Origin of the sequence: Rhodocyclus purpureus (assembly GCF_016653115.1) — a bacterium.
In the GTDB taxonomy this organism is placed as follows: domain Bacteria; phylum Pseudomonadota; class Gammaproteobacteria; order Burkholderiales; family Rhodocyclaceae; genus Rhodocyclus; species Rhodocyclus purpureus.
Genome location: NZ_NHRX01000048.1, coordinates 43,507 through 63,611 on the forward strand (window position 1 = coordinate 43,507; position 20,105 = coordinate 63,611).

Annotated in this window: 16 protein-coding genes; 9 read left to right on the plus strand and 7 right to left on the minus strand. The window is 64.0% G+C overall.

Going from position 1 to position 20,105, the window contains the following annotated elements; translation table 11 throughout:
* The first annotated feature begins 137 nt into the window (after positions 1-137).
* The 3 genes from CCR84_RS09900 to CCR84_RS09910 all read left to right on the plus strand — a co-directional run bounded on the left by CCR84_RS09900 (position 138) and on the right by CCR84_RS09910 (position 3,048).
* Positions 138-1,082 (plus strand): ZIP family metal transporter, encoded by a 945-nt coding sequence (locus tag CCR84_RS09900; protein WP_201211789.1) that lies wholly within the window; start codon positions 138-140, stop codon positions 1,080-1,082.
* 195 nt (positions 1,083-1,277) lie between these two features.
* Positions 1,278-1,736, plus strand: coding sequence for a hypothetical protein (locus CCR84_RS09905; protein WP_242508652.1), 459 nt, complete (start codon positions 1,278-1,280; stop codon positions 1,734-1,736).
* A complete protein-coding gene (locus tag CCR84_RS09910; protein ID WP_201211791.1) occupies positions 1,729-3,048 on the plus strand; it encodes an ImmA/IrrE family metallo-endopeptidase in 1,320 nt (439 codons plus the stop codon). Before CCR84_RS09905 ends, CCR84_RS09910 begins: the two co-directional genes overlap by 8 nt.
* Before the next feature lie 276 nt (positions 3,049-3,324).
* Here the strand turns inward: CCR84_RS09910 and CCR84_RS09920 are convergent, their stop codons facing one another.
* The 4 genes from CCR84_RS09920 to CCR84_RS09935 form a co-directional block, all read right to left on the minus strand.
* Complete coding sequence (locus tag CCR84_RS09920) at positions 3,325-3,684, minus strand: response regulator (RefSeq protein ID WP_201211793.1); 360 nt, start codon at positions 3,682-3,684, stop codon at positions 3,325-3,327.
* 17 nt (positions 3,685-3,701) lie between these two features.
* Positions 3,702-7,574, minus strand: coding sequence for a PAS domain-containing protein (locus CCR84_RS09925; RefSeq protein WP_201211794.1), 3,873 nt, complete (start codon positions 7,572-7,574; stop codon positions 3,702-3,704).
* Between the two features lie 1,777 nt (positions 7,575-9,351).
* Positions 9,352-9,954 carry an NAD(P)H:quinone oxidoreductase gene (wrbA, locus tag CCR84_RS09930; RefSeq protein ID WP_201211795.1) on the minus strand — a complete coding sequence of 201 codons (603 nt, stop codon included), beginning with the start codon at positions 9,952-9,954 and terminating at the stop codon, positions 9,352-9,354.
* Positions 9,955-12,018: 2,064 nt separating this feature from the next.
* Positions 12,019-12,765: a DODA-type extradiol aromatic ring-opening family dioxygenase gene (locus tag CCR84_RS09935; RefSeq protein WP_242508653.1), complete on the minus strand. Its 747-nt coding sequence runs from the start codon at positions 12,763-12,765 to the stop codon at positions 12,019-12,021.
* Between CCR84_RS09935 and hisN the strand changes: the two genes are divergently transcribed.
* The 3 genes from hisN to CCR84_RS09950 all read left to right on the plus strand — a co-directional run bounded on the left by hisN (position 12,764) and on the right by CCR84_RS09950 (position 14,776).
* A complete protein-coding gene (gene hisN, locus CCR84_RS09940) occupies positions 12,764-13,753 on the plus strand; it encodes a histidinol-phosphatase (RefSeq protein ID WP_242508654.1) in 990 nt (329 codons plus the stop codon). The two genes, CCR84_RS09935 and hisN, sit on opposite strands and share 2 nt — an antisense overlap.
* Before the next feature lie 205 nt (positions 13,754-13,958).
* Complete coding sequence (locus CCR84_RS09945; protein WP_201211798.1) at positions 13,959-14,177, plus strand: hypothetical protein; 219 nt, start codon at positions 13,959-13,961, stop codon at positions 14,175-14,177.
* Positions 14,177-14,776 carry a hypothetical protein gene (locus tag CCR84_RS09950; RefSeq protein ID WP_201211799.1) on the plus strand — a complete coding sequence of 200 codons (600 nt, stop codon included), beginning with the start codon at positions 14,177-14,179 and terminating at the stop codon, positions 14,774-14,776. Before CCR84_RS09945 ends, CCR84_RS09950 begins: the two co-directional genes overlap by 1 nt.
* Before the next feature lie 6 nt (positions 14,777-14,782).
* Here CCR84_RS09950 and CCR84_RS09955 read toward each other — a convergent pair whose 3' ends face one another.
* The 3 genes from CCR84_RS09955 to CCR84_RS16715 all read right to left on the minus strand — a co-directional run bounded on the left by CCR84_RS09955 (position 14,783) and on the right by CCR84_RS16715 (position 16,160).
* Entirely contained in the window at positions 14,783-14,935 is a 153-nt protein-coding gene (locus tag CCR84_RS09955) for a helix-turn-helix domain-containing transcriptional regulator (RefSeq protein ID WP_201211801.1), read from the minus strand.
* A gap of 177 nt (positions 14,936-15,112) precedes the next feature.
* Entirely contained in the window at positions 15,113-16,024 is a 912-nt protein-coding gene (locus CCR84_RS09960) for a bifunctional GNAT family N-acetyltransferase/nucleoside diphosphate kinase regulator (RefSeq protein WP_201211802.1), read from the minus strand.
* A gap of 7 nt (positions 16,025-16,031) precedes the next feature.
* Positions 16,032-16,160 (minus strand): hypothetical protein, encoded by a 129-nt coding sequence (locus CCR84_RS16715; RefSeq protein WP_274610799.1) that lies wholly within the window; start codon positions 16,158-16,160, stop codon positions 16,032-16,034.
* 706 nt (positions 16,161-16,866) lie between these two features.
* On the opposite strand from CCR84_RS16715, the gene CCR84_RS09965 reads away from it, so the two are divergent.
* Genes CCR84_RS09965 through CCR84_RS09975 form a run of 3 tightly spaced genes read left to right on the plus strand, consistent with a single transcriptional unit; the run spans position 16,867 to position 20,100 of the window.
* Positions 16,867-18,120 (plus strand): site-specific integrase, encoded by a 1,254-nt coding sequence (locus CCR84_RS09965; RefSeq protein ID WP_201211804.1) that lies wholly within the window; start codon positions 16,867-16,869, stop codon positions 18,118-18,120.
* Complete coding sequence (locus tag CCR84_RS09970; protein WP_201211806.1) at positions 18,117-19,094, plus strand: tyrosine-type recombinase/integrase; 978 nt, start codon at positions 18,117-18,119, stop codon at positions 19,092-19,094. The genes CCR84_RS09965 and CCR84_RS09970 overlap by 4 nt, the downstream gene beginning before the upstream one ends.
* A complete protein-coding gene (locus tag CCR84_RS09975; RefSeq protein WP_201211808.1) occupies positions 19,087-20,100 on the plus strand; it encodes a tyrosine-type recombinase/integrase in 1,014 nt (337 codons plus the stop codon). Before CCR84_RS09970 ends, CCR84_RS09975 begins: the two co-directional genes overlap by 8 nt.
* The last annotated feature ends 5 nt before the right edge of the window (positions 20,101-20,105 follow it).

The window sequence follows — 20,105 nt, forward strand, 5'->3', positions numbered from 1 at the left end:
AGCGTACCGACACCCCCGACTTGTGAGGGCCATCGCCCCATAGCGCATCGCTATCAATGGTTTCAGTTCATTCGATTTGATCAATGGCAGCGCGCCCGTTACGATGTAAACATCGCCTCGTTGCACGGATCCTGACGATGAACTCGCCGCTCGCCACCGCTTCGCCTCAACCCGCACCGCGCTGGCTCGACAGCGCGCTCGCCCATGCCCGCCAGCACGGCTGGGCGGCGGGCGGCCTGGCCGTCGGCCTTCTCGCCGTGATCGTCTTGCTCGCCCAGAGCATCGCCCAGGTGCTCGCCGGCGAAGCGACGGGCGGCGTACGCCTGGCCATGATCGGCGGCGCGGCCGGCTTCGCGACGACGGCGCTCGGCGCCTTGCCGGCGCTGGTCTTGCGCAGCCTGCCGCAGCGTATCGAGGACAGCCTGCTCGGACTGGCGGCCGGCATGATGCTCGCCGCCAGCGCCTTCTCGCTGCTGCTGCCGGGGCTGGAAGCGGGCGAGACCATCCTCGCCTCCAAGCCCCTTGCCGCCGGCGTGGTGGTCGCCGGCATGGCGCTCGGCGTCCTGCTGATGCTGGGCCTCGACGCCTTCACGCCGCACGAGCACGACAAGACCGGACCTTGCGGGCCCGGCTACGAGCGCTGCGGACGCGTCTGGCTGTTCGTGTTCGCCATCGCCCTGCACAACCTGCCCGAAGGGATGGCGATCGGCGTCTCCTTCGCCCAGGGCGACATGGCCGTCGGCCTGCCGCTGACCACCGCGATCGCGCTGCAGGACATCCCGGAAGGGCTCGCCGTGGCGCTGACGATGCGCGCGGCCGGATTCGGCGCTCCCTTGGCGGTCCTGGTCGCCGCCGCCAGCGGCCTGCTCGAACCGCTGGGCTCGCTGCTCGGCGTCGGACTCGCCAACGGCTTCGCCGTGGCCTATCCGGTCGGGCTCGGCCTCGCTGCCGGCGCGATGATCTTCGTCGTCTCGCACGAGGTCATCCCCGAAACCCACCGCAACGGCCACCAGACCCCGGCCACGCTCGGCCTGATGGCGGGCTTCGCGCTGATGATGGTGCTGGACACGACGCTTGGGTGAGGCGGAAAAATCGGCGGGCCGAGCTTGTCTAAGCCCTGTGCCGGAAACGCCTTTCGATGAACTCAGTGCGAACGGAAGAACAGACAAGCTAACGTTCATGTCCTCGGCCTTGGCTTGATCTTCATGCTATCGTCCTGGTTGTCGACCCAATTCGGCCAGTACCACTGAATTAGCTGGTAAACTCAAGAGTGGTAATTGCCTGCCCTGAACACGATGAAGCGTCGCTACGCCCAGTTCAATCCCAAACGCAAACTACTCTCGCCAGTTGAGGCGGAAGTTCGCGTGGACGAACTCCAAGCGTTGGCCAGTCGCGCTCGCTATGGCGGCAACCCGGAGCATAAGAAGAACCCTGGAGATTTCGGGCTCGTGCCACCTTCCGATCCAAGACAGGGGAAGTCGCTGTGCGATGTCGCCAAGATTTTCAAGCGTAACGAAGCTGAAAAGTTACTTCGCACGGGACTGCGCAAGGGCTTTGTGAGCGACCGGAGGGTTGGCGATTGGCCGAAGAACGTATGGGCGGTCACTGACGACGGCTTTGCCATGGAAGCGCAGCTTGAAAATCCCGATTTGGGGACCTATCACGGGTATCCCATGCCTGAAACTGATCCGCTGTCGCTGGAAGTCATTCGTCGTTGGGGGGGCCTCAATGGCTGAGCTGCGCATCAACGCGAAGTGGATGGCATCAACATCCGGGGAGCCGGAAGTCATGGCCACAGCAGCCTGGGTCGACATGTATGTCGACAATATCAGCCTGACTCGGAACCAAGACATCTGGGCGGAGACCGTGCGTGACAACGTCTTCGTCTCTGCCTACCCGCTGGCCATGTGGTTTGCGAGTTCGTGGTGGCGCCTAAATCACGAGCCCCTGCCAACTCAGCAGCCTGGCCATGACTGGCGTATGGTTCATGAACTCGGTGCAGCCAATCACGGCTTCGTGTGGCCGCGCGTCGTCTTCATCCCGGATGGTGAGGCGATTAACGTTTGGGCCGGGGCATCGATGACGCCTGAGCAGTCGGTGCAGTACCTGCAAGCGCTCGAAGTGCCGAGAATGATCACGTTGTCTGGATTTCAGCAGAGCGTCGAGCGCTTCATACACAGCGTGCTGGCCCGCCTGGATGCCAAGGGGCTCGCCGGGTCGAATTTGGCGCAGCTGTGGGCCCTCGTGCAGGAAGATTCAGCGCATCCTGAGGCGCTCCGCCGGAGGAAGCTGGAGGCCGAACTGGGATTCGATCCGGAGGAGTGCCCGGAGCAAGCACTGGACGCGGCACTGGTGTGGGGGAGCCAGGTCGGAGACGCTGCACTGTCAGAGCTGGCGCCGGCAATCGCAGCGTCGGGAGCCAGCCCGGATTTGGCGCTCATTGGTCAACTGGCTAGTGCCGGCGGAATTGTTGGCAACCCTGATATCTCGCCTGATAGTATCGATCACTTGGACCATGGGGCACCTTGGGAGCGCGCGATTCACGACGCTCGTGCGCTTCGTCACAAGATGGGCAATGTCAGCGACCCAGTTCCCGACCGCAGTCTGCATGACCTGCTTGGCATGAGCAGTGAAGCCGCGGCCAATTGGTCGGTGCCAGCAGGACGGTCACCAGTTGCGGTGGCGATACCGCTGAATGATCACCAATTGAAGTTCGTTCCGCGCAGGCGCAACCCTGTCGGGCGGCGCTTCGAACTGGCACGTTTCTTGGGCGAGTACCTCCGCCCCTCGACTCACGAAGCGCGTTGGCTTGCATCAACCGATCTATCGACTTTCCGCCAAAAGTATCAGCGCGCTTTCGCCGCAGAGTTTCTTTGCCCCATCGATTCATTGACGTCCTTTTTGGGCGGTGATTTCTCTTCATACGCCATCGAAGAAGCTGCCGCCAAGTTCGATGTCAGCGAGCAGACGATAACAAACCTGTTGCTCAACAATGGCTATATTCACCAAACTTGGACTGAGGGAATGCCGTATCGAATGGCGGCCTAGTCTGCTTTTCGTGGTCTCAACTCTCGCTTAGGGTCGAGACATCTTAGACTTCGCGCGCCTGCCGAATCTTACTCGTGCCCTGATCCACTACCTGGCCACCGGCCGCTATCTCGGCGAGAAGGTGCCGGTCCTGATCGTCGGGCCTTGCGCCACTGGCAACCGACTGCTCGCCGTGATCGTGTTGCTTGGCCAGAACAGACAAGCCCAGGGCAAACGGAAGAGCGATGTTCGCGGGCCGGGTTGATGACACCGAAGCCGGCTCGCCAGCTCCGGCGCTCAACTGGTCACGACACCCAGCTGTTTCAGCGTGGCTCGAAGCGACTCCTCGGCCACCGGCTTGGTGACTATGGCATCGGCACCGAGCGTCTGTGCAAACTCCAGATAGAGCGGATTCGAGGACACCGCAATGACCTTGGGCTTGTTCGGCAGCGCCTGAATTTCGCTGATCGTCTCCATGCCTTCCTTTTCGTCCATCACGAGGTCGATCAGGCAGGCGACCGGGTGATGCTCCCTGATGTGTGCCAGGACATGCTTGCCGGAGGTTTCCTCGATGACGTCGAAGCCCATCCGGGTGAGGTGCCGCTTCATGATCGCCCGGAAAAGTTCGTCGTCGTCGGCCAGGATGATTGAGGACATGTTGTTTTCTCTTGTGATCAATGGTCGGAAACCTGCCTGGCTGCCGCGAACAGCGCCTCGGCGGCGCCGGCGAAGGCAGCGAAGCGCGTCGACAGGATGGCCGGGTCGGGCTTCTCTGCCATGAGCGCCTCTTCGAGCGCACCTGCGTGACATTGTAATATCTTCGCGCCCAGGTTGGCAGCCTGGCCACGCAGCTTGTGCGCCATCCGGGCCGCGTCGGTCCAGGCGCCCGCCGCGATCAGGGACCGGGTCTGCTCGATCACCGTGGCGTTTGCCGCGACGAACTTGCCGAGCAGGCTCTTGAAGAACTCGACATCGTTGCTGAGCAGCTGCCGCGCGGCTTCGGCATCGATACCCTCGACCTGTGGCCAGTCCGTCGGCTGTGTCCGGGGAAGGGCGGGGGCCGGGGCAAGAGATGCGACCACGGGCGCAGCGCCCGTCCGGGCACGGAAATCCCCGACATGCCGACGCAGGACGTTTACGAGCAGGCCAGGCTCGACGGGTTTGCTCAGGAAGTCGTTCATCCCGGCAGCCGTCGCCTGCTCCTTTTTCGAGGCTGTGGCGCCCGCCGTCAGGGCGATGATGGGCAGCGTCGTCATCCCGAGTTGGCTCCGGATGCGTGCAGTCGTCTCGATGCCATCCATGTCGGGCATGCGCAGATCCATCAGGACCACATCGATCGCATCGCCTGCGTTTTGCAGGCTGTCGATGGCCTTTTCGCCGGAGTCGCAGGTGAAGGCGATCGCCCCTTCCCGCTGCAGGATGCGCTGGATGACGTCGAGATTGACCTGGCTGTCATCGACGACCAGAACGCGGAGGCCGGACAGCCTCTGACCGGCCTCCGCCGCGGACGCAGCATGCGGCAAGGGTTCGGTGGGGATGGCTTCGGCGATCCCGAACGGCAGCTCGATCCAGAGGCGTGAGCCCTTGCCTGGCTCGCTGCTCACGCCCACGCTGCCGTTCATCAGCGTTGCCAGATGCTTGACGATGGAGAGGCCAAGCCCGGTGCCGCCAAAGCGGCGGCTGATCGAGTCGTCGCCTTGATGGAAAGGCTGGAACAGATGTTCCAGGGTGTCGGCGCTCATGCCGATGCCGCTGTCGCTGACCGTGAAACGCAGCCGCACCTCGTTCTTCACCGGATCCGTTTCGATCGTCTCGACGGCGAGAGCGACCCGGCCCTGTGCGGTGAATTTGATTGCGTTGCTGAGGAGGTTCGTCAGCATCTGCCGCAGACGGTGGCCATCGCCATGCAGCCAGGGGAAGGTTAGCTGGTCGCTGTCCGGGAAGTCGAGCGCGAGGCCCTTGCTCCGAGCGATGCTGCCGAACAGGCTGTGCAGTTCCGCGAGGACTTCGCGCAGGTTGAAAGTGTGCGCCTCGATCGGCAGTTCTCCCGCCTCGATCTTCGACAGGTCGAGAATGTCGTCGATCAGCGCCATGAGGTGCTTGCTGGCGATCTGTATGGTGTCCACGTCCCGCTTCTGGGTGGCATCGAGGCGGCTCGAAGCGAGGAGATAAGCCGTGCCGACGATGGCGTTGAGGGGCGTGCGAATTTCATGGCTCATCGTCGACAGGAAGCGGCTCTTCGCGGTGTTGGCAGCCTCGGCGGCCTGCTTCGCCGCCGCCAGCTCTTCGGCAAAGGCCCGTTCCGCGGTGATGTCGCGGTTGATGCCGATCATCCGCAAGGGCGTACCGTCCTCGTCGTGCTCGATCAGCCAGGCCCCGTACAGCGTATGGATGCTGCCGTCGCGATGGACGACGCGGAAGACAAACTCTCCCGGAGCGTTCTCACGGCGCGCCTGCGCAAGGCTCGCCTCGGCCCGGGCGCGGTCATCGGGATGAACCCGGTCGCGCCAGTCGTCGTAGCTGATGCCGCGCTCGCGCAGCGCCGCCGGGATGTCGTGCCAGGCGTAGAGGCGCTCATCCCATTCGAGGCGGTCGTCGGCAAAGGTCCAGGTCCAGATGCCGATGTCTGCCGCTTCGGTTGCCAGGCGCAGGCGGTCGATGTTCGACTGAACGAGGCGCTCGACGGCGCGCTGCTGGGTGAGGTCGCGGTTGATGCCGACCATGCGCAAGGGCGTATCGTCCTCGTCGTGCTCGATCAACCAGGCCGTGTCCAGCGTATGGATGCTGCCGTCGCGATGGACGACACGGAAGACGAATCCTCCCGGAGCGTCTTCCTGGCGTGCCTGCGCCAGGCGCGCCTCGGCCCGGGCGCGATCATCGGGATGGACCCGGGCGCGCCAGTCGGCGTAGCTGATGCCGCGCTCGCGCACGTCAGCCGGCATGTCGTACCAGGCGTAGAGCCGCTCGTCCCATTCGAGGCGGTCGTCGGCGAAGGTCCAGGTCCAGATGCCGATGTCGGCTGCTTCCGTCGCCAGGCGCAGGCGGTTGATGTTGGTCTGCACGAGGCGCTCGGCGGCGCGTTGGCCGGTGATGTCGCGGCCGATGGCCAGCAGCAAGCTGCGTCCGTCGGTGCGCAAGGGGACGCTCTGCGACTCGACCCGGCGACGGCTACCCTTGAGTCCGATGATTTCGAACTCCAGTTTGGCCGCCTCGCCGGCAACCACGCGCGCGACATGGGCGGCGAACTCTTCCCGGTAAGGCGGTGCAACGATGTCGATCACCGGTTGGCCGGCCCGCTGCGCCAGCGAGTCCGCCTCGATCAGCGCCAGCGCGGCCGGGTTCATCTCGATCAGATGACCCCGTTCGTCGAGCAACACGATGCACTCAGGCCCGGTCTCGATGATGGCGCGCAGGCGTGCCTCACTGCCCGCCAGATTCGTCTCGGCCGTCGCCCGATCGACCCAGGCCCGCGCCAGCTTCCAGCTGACCGAAGCCAGCACCGCGAACAGCAGGGCTGCGATGATCCCGAGACGCGACCAGACCTCAAGCGCGAGAGCGTCGAGCCTTGCCGCGGGCAGATGGGCGACGGACTTCCAGACGTACTCGCGCGTTTCGACCGCGCCGCGGCTCGGCATGAAGGGCTCTGCCGCGCCCGCACTGGATTTCTGGCCGACAATGAGCGGATGAACGGTCTGCCAGGTCCACAAGCCGTCGGCGACGCGGACCTGACCGCTGTCCTCGCTGCGCATGCGCTGCCAGGCTTCGGGCGAGCGGACAGCCAGCGTCAGCTCGGGGCGCTTGAACATGAACCCCCATTCGTCCTCCGCCTGCGGGCTCTTCAGCCAGTAGCCATCGCGGTTCACCAGCATCACGTGACCGCCCACTTCCGCCGTCGCCCGTGCAAATTCGTCAAGCATGTCGCGCGCGGCGTAGTTGATGATGACGATACCGCGCTTCCTTCCCTGGCGATCCGTCACCGGCGTCGCCACACGCACCATCGGCTTGTAGGGTTCCGCGACCTTGTCGTGTTCGATGTTGAGGTCGAGCGGCGAAACGAATATTTCACCGGGAGCGAGCTTCATCGTGTCGGTGAAGAAATAGCGCTTGCCCTTGTCCTGGAGCTCTGCCCGAGGCACGACGACCGGCGCACCGCCCACGTTGTCGACGCGCACGACCTCCATCCCGGTTTCGTCGATCCAGCGCAACTGAGCGTAGATGCCCTTGCTGCGCGAGAAAGCCACGAAAATCTCGGCCAGATGCGCGAGGTACGCCGGCTGCGGATCGTCCAGGGCCCGGCGCGTGCCGACGCTATCGACCAGGTAGACGAGGTCGCGGGCGACGTTCTCGATCTTGCCGGTCAGCACCCCAGCGCCGAGGCTTGCGTACAGCGCCTCGCGGCTCTGCAGTCGCGTCGTCTCCTTTTCGATTTCGCTCTGGCCAACCCACGCGATCCCCGCCAGCACCAGGGCCGACAGCGGGAGGAAGGCACGCAGGAAAGTCAGCGGCATCGAGTTGCGTGCGGTGATCCTGTCGAGAAATGAGCGCATGCCGGGACCCTGTATTAACGTCGGGATTGTCATGATACGGGTTCAGCATAGACGTGCGCCATCGATCCGGCAGCGGCTGCGAGCCCTACACACTGGATCGCCACGCCCTGCGGGCTCGCGATGACGATGACGGTCTCGGCACCTCTCCGCGCACGCCTCGCACTGCCGTCATTGCGAGGCGCGCAGCGCCGTGGCAATCCAGTTCGTTCTTCCGTCTTGGCGCTTTTCATGATGCGAGCCCTACGCACTGGATCGCCACGCCCTTCGGGCTCGCGATGACGATGACGGTCTCGGCACCTCTCTGCCCACGCCTCCCACTGCCGTCATTGCGAGGCGCGCAGCGCCGTGGCAATCCAGTTCGTTCTTCCGTCTTGGCGCCCTGCACGATGCGAGACCTACGCGCTGGATCGCCACGCCCTGCGGGCTCGCGATGACGTGCTGTCTGGATCGCCACGCGCTGCGGGCTCGCGACGGTTACGGTCTCAGCCCCTCTCCATGCACGCCTGGCACTGCCGTCATTGCGAGGCGCGTAGCGCCGTGGCAATCCAGTTCGTTCTTCCGTCTTGGCGCTTTTCATTATGCGAGACCTACACACTGGATTGCCACGCCCTTCGGGCTCGCGATGACGATGACGGTCTCGGCACCTCTCCATGCACGCCTGGCACTGCCGTCATTGCGAGGCGCGCAGCGCCGTGGCAATCCAGTTCGTTCTTCCGTCTTGGCGCTTTTCATGATGCGAGCCCTACGCACTGGATCGCCACGCCCTGCGGGCTCGCGATGACGTGCTGTCTGGATCGCCACGCGCTGCGGGCTCGCGACGGTTACGGTCTCAGCCCCTCTCCATGCATGCCTGGCACTGCCGTCATTGCGAGGCGCGCAGCGCCGTGGCAATCCAGTTCGTTCTTCCGTCTTGGCGCTTTTCATGATGCGAGCCCTACGCACTGGATCGCCACGCCCTTCGGGCTCGCGATGACGATGACGGTCTCGGCACCTCTCCGCGCACGCCTGGCACTGCCGTCATTGCGAGGCGCGCAGCGCCGTGGCAATCCAGTTCGTTCTTCCGTCTTGGCGCTTTTCATGATGCGAGACCTACACACTGGATCGCCACGCCCTTCGGGCTCGCGATGACGATGACGGTCTCGGCACCTCTCTGCCCACGCCTCCCACTGCCGTCATTGCGAGGCGCGCAGCGCCGTGGCAATCCAGTTCGTTCTTCCGTCTTGGCGCTTTTCATGATGCGAGCCCTACGCACTGGATCGCCACGCCCTTCGGGCTCGCGATGACGATGACGGTCTCGGCACCTCTCTGCCCACGCCTCCCACTGCCGTCATTGCGAGGCGCGCAGCGCCGTGGCAATCCAGTTCGTTCTTCCGTCTTGGCGCTTTTCATGATGCGAGACCTACACACTGGATCGCCACGCCCTTCGGGCTCGCGATGACGATGACGGTCTCGGCACCTCTCTGCCCACGCCTCCCACTGCCGTCATTGCGAGGCGCGCAGCGCCGTGGCAATCCAGTTCGTTTTTCCGTCTTGGCGCTTTTCACGATGCGAGCCCTACGCACTGGATCGCCACGCACGCGGGCTCGCGATGACGAGCTGCTGATCGCTACGGCTTCCGCAGAGCAGGTCGGCCGATGTTTCACTTTTCGAAGTGCGTCGCCACTGTCGGGTTTCGACAGGGCTTCGACAGACTCATCACAAGCACGCATGCGTTTGAAGTCCACATCGCCCGAGCGCAAGTAAGGCGTGCTCGGGCGCGTGGGCCTTCGGCCTTTGCTTAGGCGGCGGCAAGTTTCGCGGCGATCGCCGCGACGTGCCTGCCCTGGAAGCGGGCAATGGCAAGCTCGTTCTCGCTCGGCATGCGCGAACCGTCGCCCGCGGCCAGCGTCGTCGCGCCGTAGGGACTGCCACCGGTAATCTCGCTCATGATCGTCTGGCGTGCTTCCGAGTAAGGCACGCCGACGATGACCATGCCGTGATGCAGCAGCGTGGTGTGGAAGCTGGTGATCGTCGTCTCCTGGCCGCCGTGCTGGGTCGCGGTGCTGGCGAACACGCTACCGACCTTTCCGATCAGTGCGCCTTTCGCCCAAAGACCGCCAGTCTGGTCGAGGAAGTTGCGCATCTGCGAGGCCATGTTCCCGAATCGGGTCGGGGTGCCGAAGATGATCGCATCGTAGTCGGGGAGTTCCGCCACCGTGGCGATCGGCGCGGCCTGGTCGAGCTTCATGCCGGACGAGCGGGCAATCTGTTCCGGCACCAGCTCGGGCACACGCTTGATCGTCGCCTGCGCGCCCGCTTCCCTGACGCCTTCAGCCACGGCCGATGCCATCGCTTCGATATGCCCATACGACGAGTAGTACAAGACAAGAACCTTTGTCATCACTCATTCTCCTCAGGATTGTTGGTACCTCAAGGAACTGTTGCTCACGCGCCTGGCGCCCACCAAGGGCGGTTCATGCGTCGAGCATTATAGATGGGCGCGCCTCACAATGACGGCAGTGCCAGGAGTGGATGGAGCGCGGCTGAGACCGTCATCGCGAGCCCGCAGGGCGTGGCGATCCAGTGCGTAGGTCTCGCATCGGGTCGCCCGTGGATCGCTGCCAAGGGCGAGGAGACAGAAGAACGAACTTGATTGCCACGGCGCTACGCGCCTCGCAATGACGGCAGTGCCAGGAGTGCATGGAGAGGGGCTCAGAGCGTAATCGTCATCGCGAGCCCGCAGGGCGCGGCGATCCAGTGCGTAGGGCTCGCATCGCGTCGCCCGTGGATCGCTGCCAAGAGCGAGGAGACAGAAGAACACGCTGGATTGCCGCGGCGCTACGCGCCTCACAATGACGGCAGTGCCAGGAATGCATGGCGAGGGGCGAGACCGAAACCGTCATCGCGAGCCCGCAGGGCGTGGCGATCCAGTGCGCAGGTCTGGCATCGGGTCGCCCGTGGATGGCAGCCAAGGGCGAGGGACAGAGGAACGAACTGGATTGCCGCGGCGCTGCGCGCCTCGCAATGACGGCAGTGCCGGGAATGCATGGCGAGGGGCGAGACCGTAACCGTCATCGCGAGCCCGCAGGGCGTGGCGATCCAGTGCGCAGGTCTCGCATCGGGTCGCCCGTGGATCGCTGCCAAGGGCGAGGAGACAGAAGAACGAACTGGATTGCCACGGCGCTACGCGCCTCGCAATGACGGCAGTGCCAGAAATGCATGCTGAGGGGCGAGACGGTAACCGTCATCGCGAGCCCGCAGGGCGTGGCGATCCAGTGCGTAGGGCTCGCATCGGGTCGCCCGTGGATCGCTGCCAAGGGCGAGGAGACAGAAGAACGAACTGGATTGCCACGGCGCTACGCGCCTCGCAATGACTGCAGTGCCAGGAATGCATGCTGAGGGGCGAGACGGTAACCGTCATCGCGAGCCCGCAGGGCGTGGCGATCCAGTGCGTAGGGCTCGCATCGCGTCGCCCGTGGATCGCAGCCAAGGGCGAGGAGACAGAAGAACGAACTGGATTGCTGCGGCGCTACGCGCCTCGCAATGACGGCAGTGCCGGGAATGCATGGCGAGGGGCGAGACCGTAACCGTCATCGCGAGCCCGCAGGGCGTGGCGATCCAGTGCGTAGGTCTCGCATCGGGTCCGTCGTGGATCGCTGCCAAGGGCAAGGGACGGAAGAACGAACTGGATTGCCACGGCGCTACGCGCCTCGCAAATGACGGCAGTGCCAGGAATGCATGGCGAGGGGCGAGACCGTAACCGTCATCGCGAGCCCGCAGAGCGTGGCGATCCAGTGCGTAGGTCTCGCATCGGGTCGCCCGTGGATCGCTGCCAAGGGCGAGGAGACAGAAGAACGAACTGGATTGCCACGGCGCTGTGCGCCTCGCAATGACGGCAGTGCCGGGAATGCATGGCGAGGGGCGAGACCGTAACCGTCATCGCGAGCCCGCAGGGCGTGGCGATCCAGTGCGTAGGTCTCGCATCGGGTCGCCCGTGGATGGCAGCCAAGGGCGAGGGACAGAAGAACGAACTGGATTGCCACGGCGCTACGCGCCTCGCAAATGACGGCAGTGCCAGGAATGCATGGCGAGGGGCGAGACCGTAACCGTCATCGCGAGCCCGCAGGGCGTGGCGATCCAGTGCGTAGGTCTCGCATCGGGTCGCCCGTGGATCGCTGCCAAGGGCGAGGAGACAGAAGAACACGCTGGATTGCCACGGCGCTACGCGCCTCGCAATGACGGCAGTGCCAGGAATGCATGGCGAGGGGCGAGACGGTAACCGTCATCGCGAGCCCTCAGGGCGTGGCGATCCAGTGCGTAGGTCTGGCATCGGGTCGCCCGTGGATCGCTGCCAAGGGCGAGGGACGGAAGAACGAACTGGATTGCCGCGGCGCTGCGCGCCTCGCAATGACGGCAGCGAATGGGCGCGTTTCATGCTTCGCAGCGGCACAACTCGCCATGACAGTCAGTCGAAGCGAAACGCCGACAGAGTCGTTTCCATGACACGGTCGGCAAAGATGCGCTGGCCGGCAGCCTCGCCGGCCGCGCCGGCCACCACCATCAGCGGCAGCAGGTGCTCCTCGGCGCGCGGCGGATGGCATAGTCGGGCCGACGGGGCCTGTTCCCAGGCGGCCAGGACGTGCTCGCGCTGCGCTGCCGGGGACTCGACCGTGTGCACCAGCCAGCGGTCGAACTGGTCGGAGATCGGTCCGAAGCGCGGGTCGCCGTAGCCGCGCATGTTGTGAAAACTCATGCCGCTCCCCACGATCAGCACGCCCTCGTCGCGCAGCGCAGCCAGCGCGCGGCCGGCCTCCAGGTGCGCCTGCGGGTCGAGGTCATGGCGCAGCGAGAGCTGCACCACGGGGATGTCGGCATCGGGGAACATCAGCTTCAGCGGGATGAACATGCCGTGGTCGAAGCCGCGGGCGGCATCCTGTTGCGCCGGCAACCGCGCTTGGCCGAGCAGGTCCGCAATGCGCGCCGCCAGTTGCGGCTCGCCGGGCGCCGGGTAGCGCAGTTCGTAGGTGTGCGGCGGAAAGCCGTAGTAGTCGTAGAACAGCTCCGGCTGCAGGCCGCTGGTGACGCTGAAGGCCGGCTCCAGCCAGTGCGCCGACACCACCACGATGGCAGACGGGCGCGCGGGCAGGGTGCGCGCCACGTTCCTGAGGAAATCCGCCATGGCGTTCCAGGCGTCGGGCGGATTCCAGTCCATGAAGAAGCAGGGTCCGGCGCCATGGGGCACGAACAGGGTGGGCATGCGGGTGTTGCTTTGGGCGCTCATGTTCACGCTCCGCTGGGTGATATTGCGTGGACGGAGTGTCGCCTGGATCGTTCCGGACGATAATCCGTCGAATACGGCAATCACTTCCCCCAAGATCCCAAGCTTTCCCAACCCGAGGACTCTTCCGATGCCGCTCACTCCAAATCAGCTCGCCGACTACCTGGCCTTCGCGGAAGAACTGGCCGACGCCTCGGCCGATGTCATCCGCCCCTATTTCCGATCGCAGCTCGATGTCACCGACAAAGGCGGCCAGGTCTTCGACCCCGTCACCGTCGCCGACAAGGCAGGCGAGCAGGTCATGCGCGCATTGATCCGGGAACGCCACCCGACGCACGGCATCCTCGGCGAAGAAGACGGCGCGCTGACCGGCAGCAGTCCGCTCACCTGGGTGCTCGATCCCATCGACGGCACACGCGCTTTCATCACCGGACTTCCCTTGTGGGGAACGCTCATCGCCCTCAACGACGGACATCGGCCGGTGCTCGGCGTCATGAACCAGCCCTTCACCGGCGAGCGCTACATCGGCACCGGCGCCGGCGCCTGGTGCAACGGCGCACGGCTGCGCACGCGCTCCTGCGCCAGCCTGTCCTCGGCGGTCCTGATGGCCACGACGCCCGACATGTTCCAGACACCCGAGCAGCGTGCAGCCTTCGCTGCGCTCGCGAGCCGCGCCCGGCTGACGCGGTACGGCGGCGACTGCTACGCCTACTGCATGCTCGCCTCCGGGTTCGTCGATGCCATCGTCGAGGCCAGTCTTCAGCCTTACGACATTCAGGCACTGATCCCCATCATCGAGGGAGCGGGAGGCGTCGTGACTGCATGGGACGGCAGTTCCGCCCAAAACGGCGGTGCCGTCGTTGCCTGCGGCGATCGACGCCTGCATGCACAACTCGTCGAGCAGCTCCGTCACGCCACATGACAGCGAGCGACAGCTTCACCCCGATGCTGGCGGCCCCGTCCTGATTCGTCGTCCTGTCGTCGCGCAGAGCAGCGACAGGGAACGGTCGTAGTGCGGCGCCACCGGCGGCTGCTCGCGAAGACGGCAATTGTTGGTGAAAGCCGTTCGCAGGAAATGGTCCCCGGCGACCAGGATCGCGATAGAATGAAGCCTCAGGAGGAGCAACATGCCGAACGTTGCAAAACGCCCCGCGAATACCGCTGTGAAACCCGTATCGCAGCTGCGTGGGAGGCTTGTGCGCGTCATGACGCCTGAGGAGCGCGCCGCTGACATGAAGGACTTCGGCAAGGAAATCCGCAAGAGCAAGGAGAAGGCCAGGGACTTCCTGCAGCGTGCAGGCATTCTCGACGAAACCGGCGCGCTGGCCGAACCCTACCGTTCCTGATGGCTGGCGATTGGTCGGCCTATGAGTACCAGCCCAGCTTCGTGCTGGGCTTTCATGGCTGCGACAGGGCAGTTGGCGAAGCCATCCTGCGCGGCGCCGAAGCCCATCTGAAGAAGTCCGAGAAGAAGTACGACTGGCTTGGCCACGGGATCTACTTCTGGGAGGGCAACCCCAGCCGGGCAATGCAATGGGCGCTCCAGCGTCAACGCGAAGGAAAGATCGACGAACCGTTCGTACTGGGCGCCATTATCGACCTGAGGCATTGCCTCGATCTGTTCGACCACGATGGTTTGGTGCAGGTCAGGGAAGCTCACGCTGAATTGAAGCGCACGATGAAGCTGGTCGGGCAGCAACTACCCCGCAACGTCGGCAGCACCCCGGACAAGGCGGGACGGGCACTGGACTGCGCAGTGATGAACTTCCTTCATCTGTACCGGGAAGACCGCGGGGAAGAAGAATACGATTCGATCCGCGGCCCCTTTCTCGAAGGCAAGCCCCTATACCCGCACGCTGGCTTCCGCAGCGAAAACCACATCCAGCTTTGCGTGCGCAAGACCGTGTGCATCAAGGGCTACTTCAGACCTATCCCGATCGAGTAGAAAGCGTCACGCTTGCGCGCGAGCAATGTCATTCAGCGCGGCGCGCACGACGCTCCCATCCCCCGGATCTTCCTCAAGACAGGCATCCAGATACATCGCCATGTCTTCCTCGGATTTGAGCTGATCGACGGGATCCCAACGGGAAAACTGTTCGCTCATGGTTTCCACTCCTTCGCCAATGCGACGAATGTAGCCCATGGATTACACAGAGGCAAAAAGTCTGGCTGGGATGTCATCGCGACTCGGCCCCTGCGCACTCGCTTGGTCCTGGGGCCATGCCGTGGGCGACTACCTCCTGCGGGCAGTCGCCCGGCGCCTGAGCAGGCGCGTGCAGCGCTACAGGTGGAAATCGCCCGCGGCTTCCGGTTGGTAAAGGACTTTCCCGATCCGGATGTGGCAGGTTCGGTTCGGAATCCGCCAGTTGAAGGCATCGCCCTCCTTGTAGCCCAGGATGGCCGTGCCGATGCCGGAGCAGATCGACAGTTTCCCGGCGCGATCGTCCGCGACCTCCGGGTAAACCAGCGTCACTTCCACCTCCTCGTCGTCCACCTGCAGCAGGGCCCGGGAGTTCATCGTGACGACATCCTCCGCCACTTTCCTCGGATCGACGACGATGGCGCGCTCGATCTCGTGCTCGAGCTCGAAAACATCCGGGCCCAGTTCGAGGTCGAGCAGATTCCTGAGTCGTGCCTTGTCGATCTCGGTGATGTGGATGTCGGCGGTGTGAAGCGCAGGGCGTTCGCGCAAGAGCCGGAGATAGCGCGCCGAACTCATGGCCAGGGACTTCATCGCCAGCGTTTCGCTTTCCAGCAAGAAGCCGCCATGCAGGAAAGCGTTCAGCGATCGCACGTTGTCCGCCTGGATTTTCGCGATGAGCTTCTCGGCCCGCATCTCGAAGAACGCGAACTTCATGCCTTCGCGGATGGCGCTGGCGCCGAGCTTGCGGCCCCAGTTTTCGCGGTCGCCGATGACCAGGACCATTTCGCAGTCCGGGCCCGTCTTGGCGAGACGCACGAAGCCCACCGGCACGTCATGCTGGTCATAGGCCATGAAGAAGCGGCCGCCCTGGTTGAAAAGATGAGTCAGGATCGGCAACTGGACCCGACCGACCACCTGCTCGATCAGGCGGGAGACATGGCGCGAATCGCTCAGGTAGCGGGTGACCTCTTCGTCCTCCAGCCAGTCCATCAGCGTCAGCGCGTTTGCCCGAGTGATCTCGGGACACAGGGAAATGAAAGGCGTGTTCATCTCGACCTCACTTCGGGACGATCTGAACGGAATGCACCGATTGCTGCGGCAACGCGCCGTACCGGGCAGCATGCGCAGGGTGCTTGAGGGCGGAGGCTGCCGGTGGCGGCCAGATGCTGTGGTTATGGATGTTCATGAAAATCCTGATGGCAAGTGTTGTCCCGCACCGGAGGGTGCGAGAAAGGGATCAGGCGGCGGCCGCTGGCAATCGCCACAGGATCGGGCGAATGGACACGGCGTGCAGCACGCGCACGACGAAGATGTGAAGCAGGGGAAATGGGGCGAGCTCTGAAAGCGCGGCACCGTCAGCGATCCGCTGCTGTCTCACTGCTGTTGAGCCCGGCGATGGTCTTGTCGCGCTAGGAGGGGAAAGCGTATCGCCGGGCCCAGGAATCTGCGGCAGTCGGGCAGACTCTCGGGAGTTCCGGGTGAAGCGACGCTGCACCACCCATCTTCGCAGCCGCACAGGGCGCGAATGCAATCGGGGCGGAGAGCGGGACCAAAGCCATGGGCGGACTATAGTTGGTCGCCAGAAAGAATGTCAAACCGACCCGCCGGGCCTGCGGACGAAGCCTCTGCGGGGTGCGCGACGAACCTCATCGCAGACGATCATGCCCTTGCCGTCCGAGTGGTTCCCGTTAGATGTCCGCAAGGCCGAGGTGCAAAAGTGGAGCGTCCGGCAGCTGCCGACCCCTATGCGCATGTCGCAACTATGCGGATGTTGGATGAGTAGGGGCTGGTTGATTCAGTGCCAGCGTGGCATCAGGTCCAGTTGCCCAACGCGGAGCTGGACATAGTTTCTGCCGTTTTGTGCAGTGGTGGTCCTACATGAGGAGACCACCATGGGAAACACACGTTCATCCGAACACGACGGCATTGACTGGCTCGCCAAAGGGCCGCTCGCCCCGCACCTCGATGAGTACATGCTGTATCTCGCAAACCGCGACTACGCAGCGAACACCTTCTCCAACTATCTCGGCGTTGTTAGCCATTTTTCGCAGTGGATGCACAGTCGTCGGCTACGCGTGCAAAGCATCGACGAAGCATTGGTAGCAAAGTTTCTTGATAAGCATCCGGCGCGTTGCCACTGCACTGGCCCGGTGCAGCGAGATCGTCGTACGCTGAGCGCCGCTCTGGGGCATCTCTTGGCTGTGTTGCGTGCTCAGGGTGCCGTTGCTCCAGTACCGCTGAGTTCGAAGCCCGTGGACGAGGAACTCCGCCGCTACGATAAGTACATGGACCATGTGCGGGGCTTGGCACCCAAGACCCGAGAAATAGCCTTACGGATCGTAAGACGGCTGCTGATCTCCCGCTTCGGCGACGCAGCCATCGACATTGCCGCAATCGAGCCTGACCAAGTTCGCGACTTCTTCGCGCAACAGGCCAAGCTCTACAGCAAACCGGCAAGTGCGGGCACGGTGATTGCATCGCTACGTGGGTACTTCCGCTACCGCGTTTCCCTGGGCGACGCGGTGCAGGGGCTGATCGGCGTACTGTCCTACCCTGCCAACTGGCAGTTGTCCTCACTTCCCAAGACGCTCACGCCCGAGGAAGTCGAGCAACTGGTCAACTCGCTCGGGAAGCCGGGCCGATCACTGCGACGCACCGACGCCATCGTGCGTTGCGCCTTGGATCTGGGACTGCGTAGCGGCGAGATCGCCCGGATCAGCCTGGACGACATCGACTGGCGCGCTGGCACGATTACGCTGCGGCACACCAAGGGCCGCCGTGAAGATGTCCTGCCGCTGCCAGCGACCACCGGCGCGGCCATCGCGGCTTACTTGGAAGAGGAACGCCCCAAGACGCGCAATCGAGCGGTCTTCGTGCGCCACCACACGCCGCGCGGCGAGCCTGTTGGACCGGACCTCGTGCGCAAGGCGATTCGCCAAGCTTTCGCTCGTGCCGGGTTGCCCTACACCCGCTCGCACCTTCTGCGCCACACCATGGCCAATCGATTGCTGGCTGGCGGCGCTTCCCTCAAGGAGGTGGCCGACGTGCTGCGCCACCGCTCCCTCAACACCTCGATGATTTACGCCAAGCTCGACAGCCGCAACCTCACCGAGGTCGCCCTGGCGTGGCCGGGGAGCGCAGCATGAGCCCGGAGACCACTCTGCAAGCGCTGGTCGAGCGCTATCTGGATGAACGCCACCAACTGGGATTCTCCGTACGCACCCAAGCTTATGCTCTGCGCAGCTTCGCCCACCATGTCCAGGCCGTCGGCCACTATGGTCCGATTACACTGGATATCATGGCTAGCTGGGCGCGCTGCGACAGCCATGCAAGCAGCGATCCGCACACCTGGGCACGTCGGCTCAAGCTGTTGCGCTCATTCACGCATTGGCTTGTCCAGTTCGAGCCGGCAACCGAGGTTCCCGGCGATGCCATCTTCGGTCGTCTACCCGAGAGGCAGGCACCACATATTTACAGTGAGAAGGAAATCATCGACCTGCTGGCCGCCGCGCGGCAACTTGGACCGTCGCCTGGTCTGCGCGGCATCATCTACGAGACGCTGTTCGGCCTGCTTGCTAGCACCGGGATGCGTATCTCCGAGGCGCTGGCACTCACCAACGCCGATGTCGACCTCAAGCGCGGCATGCTCACCATTCGCCTGACCAAGTTCGGTAAGTCGCGTCAGATTCCCCTACACCCCAGCACAGTGGAAGCCCTGCGCCTCTATCGAGGAAGGTGCGATATGGCCTGCGTATCCGCACAGGACGAGGCCCCTTTCTTCGTCGGCACGCGAGGTCGTCGACGGGGAATGCCCCTGGGCGACCGGCAAGTGCATCGCGTCTTCATCGAGTTGCGAGAACGGTTGGGCTGGCGCAACCGGGGTGCTCACCATGCCCCGCGCATCCATGACCTGAGGCATACCTTCGTCGTACGCCGCATCCTGCTGTGGCAAGCGCAGGGAGTGGACATCGATCAAGCGATGCTATCGCTGTCCACCTACGTCGGACATGCGATGGTGACCAACACTTACTGGTACCTCTCGGCGGTACCCGAGTTGATGGCGCTGGCCGCAGGGCGATTCGAAACGTTCATGTCGCTACAGGAGGTGCATCATGCGTAATGCCATCGCACCCAATCCGCCGTCGTTTGCCGCACTGGTGCAACAGTTCTTCACCGAGCATCTGGTCACGCAACGAGCGGTCAGCCCGCGCACGGTGGCCTGCTACCGCGACGCCTTGATGTTGTTCCTGGATTTCGCCAGCCACAAGCTGGGCAAGACGCCGACCAGCCTCCAATTGATCGACATTCGGCCCGAACTGATCCTGGTGTTCCTGGATTACCTTGAGCAAGAGCGCCATAACGGAGTTCGCAGCCGGAACCTGAGACTGACTGCGCTGCGTGCGTTCCTGAAGTTCGCCGGCCGGCGCGACATAACTTCGCTGCATGTGGTCGAGCAGGCATTGGGCGTGCCGATGAAACGCTTCGAGCGGCCCATGTTGGGCTACCTCACGCGGGGGGAGATGGTCGCGGTGCTGGGACAACCTGGAGAAAGCTGGTCCTCGCAGCGAGATCATCTACTGTTGGCCATGCTCTACAACACCGGCGCGCGGGTCTCCGAGATCATCAGCGTGCGCGTGGTCGACGTCGTCCTTGACGGCGCCGCCTGCGTCCATCTGCAAGGTAAGGGGCGCAAGCTGCGCTCGGTGCCGCTGTGGGCCCGTACTGTCGTGGAGATTCGCGCTTGGCTGCGGCTGAACCCGGCGCTTCGCGGCGAGGCTGCCCTGCTGCCTAACCGTGATGGTCGAGCGATGTCCCGATCCAACGTTGCTCAGCGTCTGAATCTCGCTGTCGCTCGTGCGGCTGTTCAAGAACCCAGCCTCCTCAAAAAGCGGGTTTCGCCGCACGTTCTGCGCCACACCACAGCGATGCACCTGTTGCAGTCGGGCGTCCCCTTCAACGTGATCGCGCTCTGGCTCGGGCACGAGAGCACAACGACGACCCATCGCTACGTCGAGGCCGACCTCGCAATGAAGGAGAAGGCGCTCGCGCGGCTGGAAGCGCCCGACACACAGCTACCTCGATATCAGGCGCCGGATTCACTCATGCGTTTCCTGAAGACGCTCTAACTATG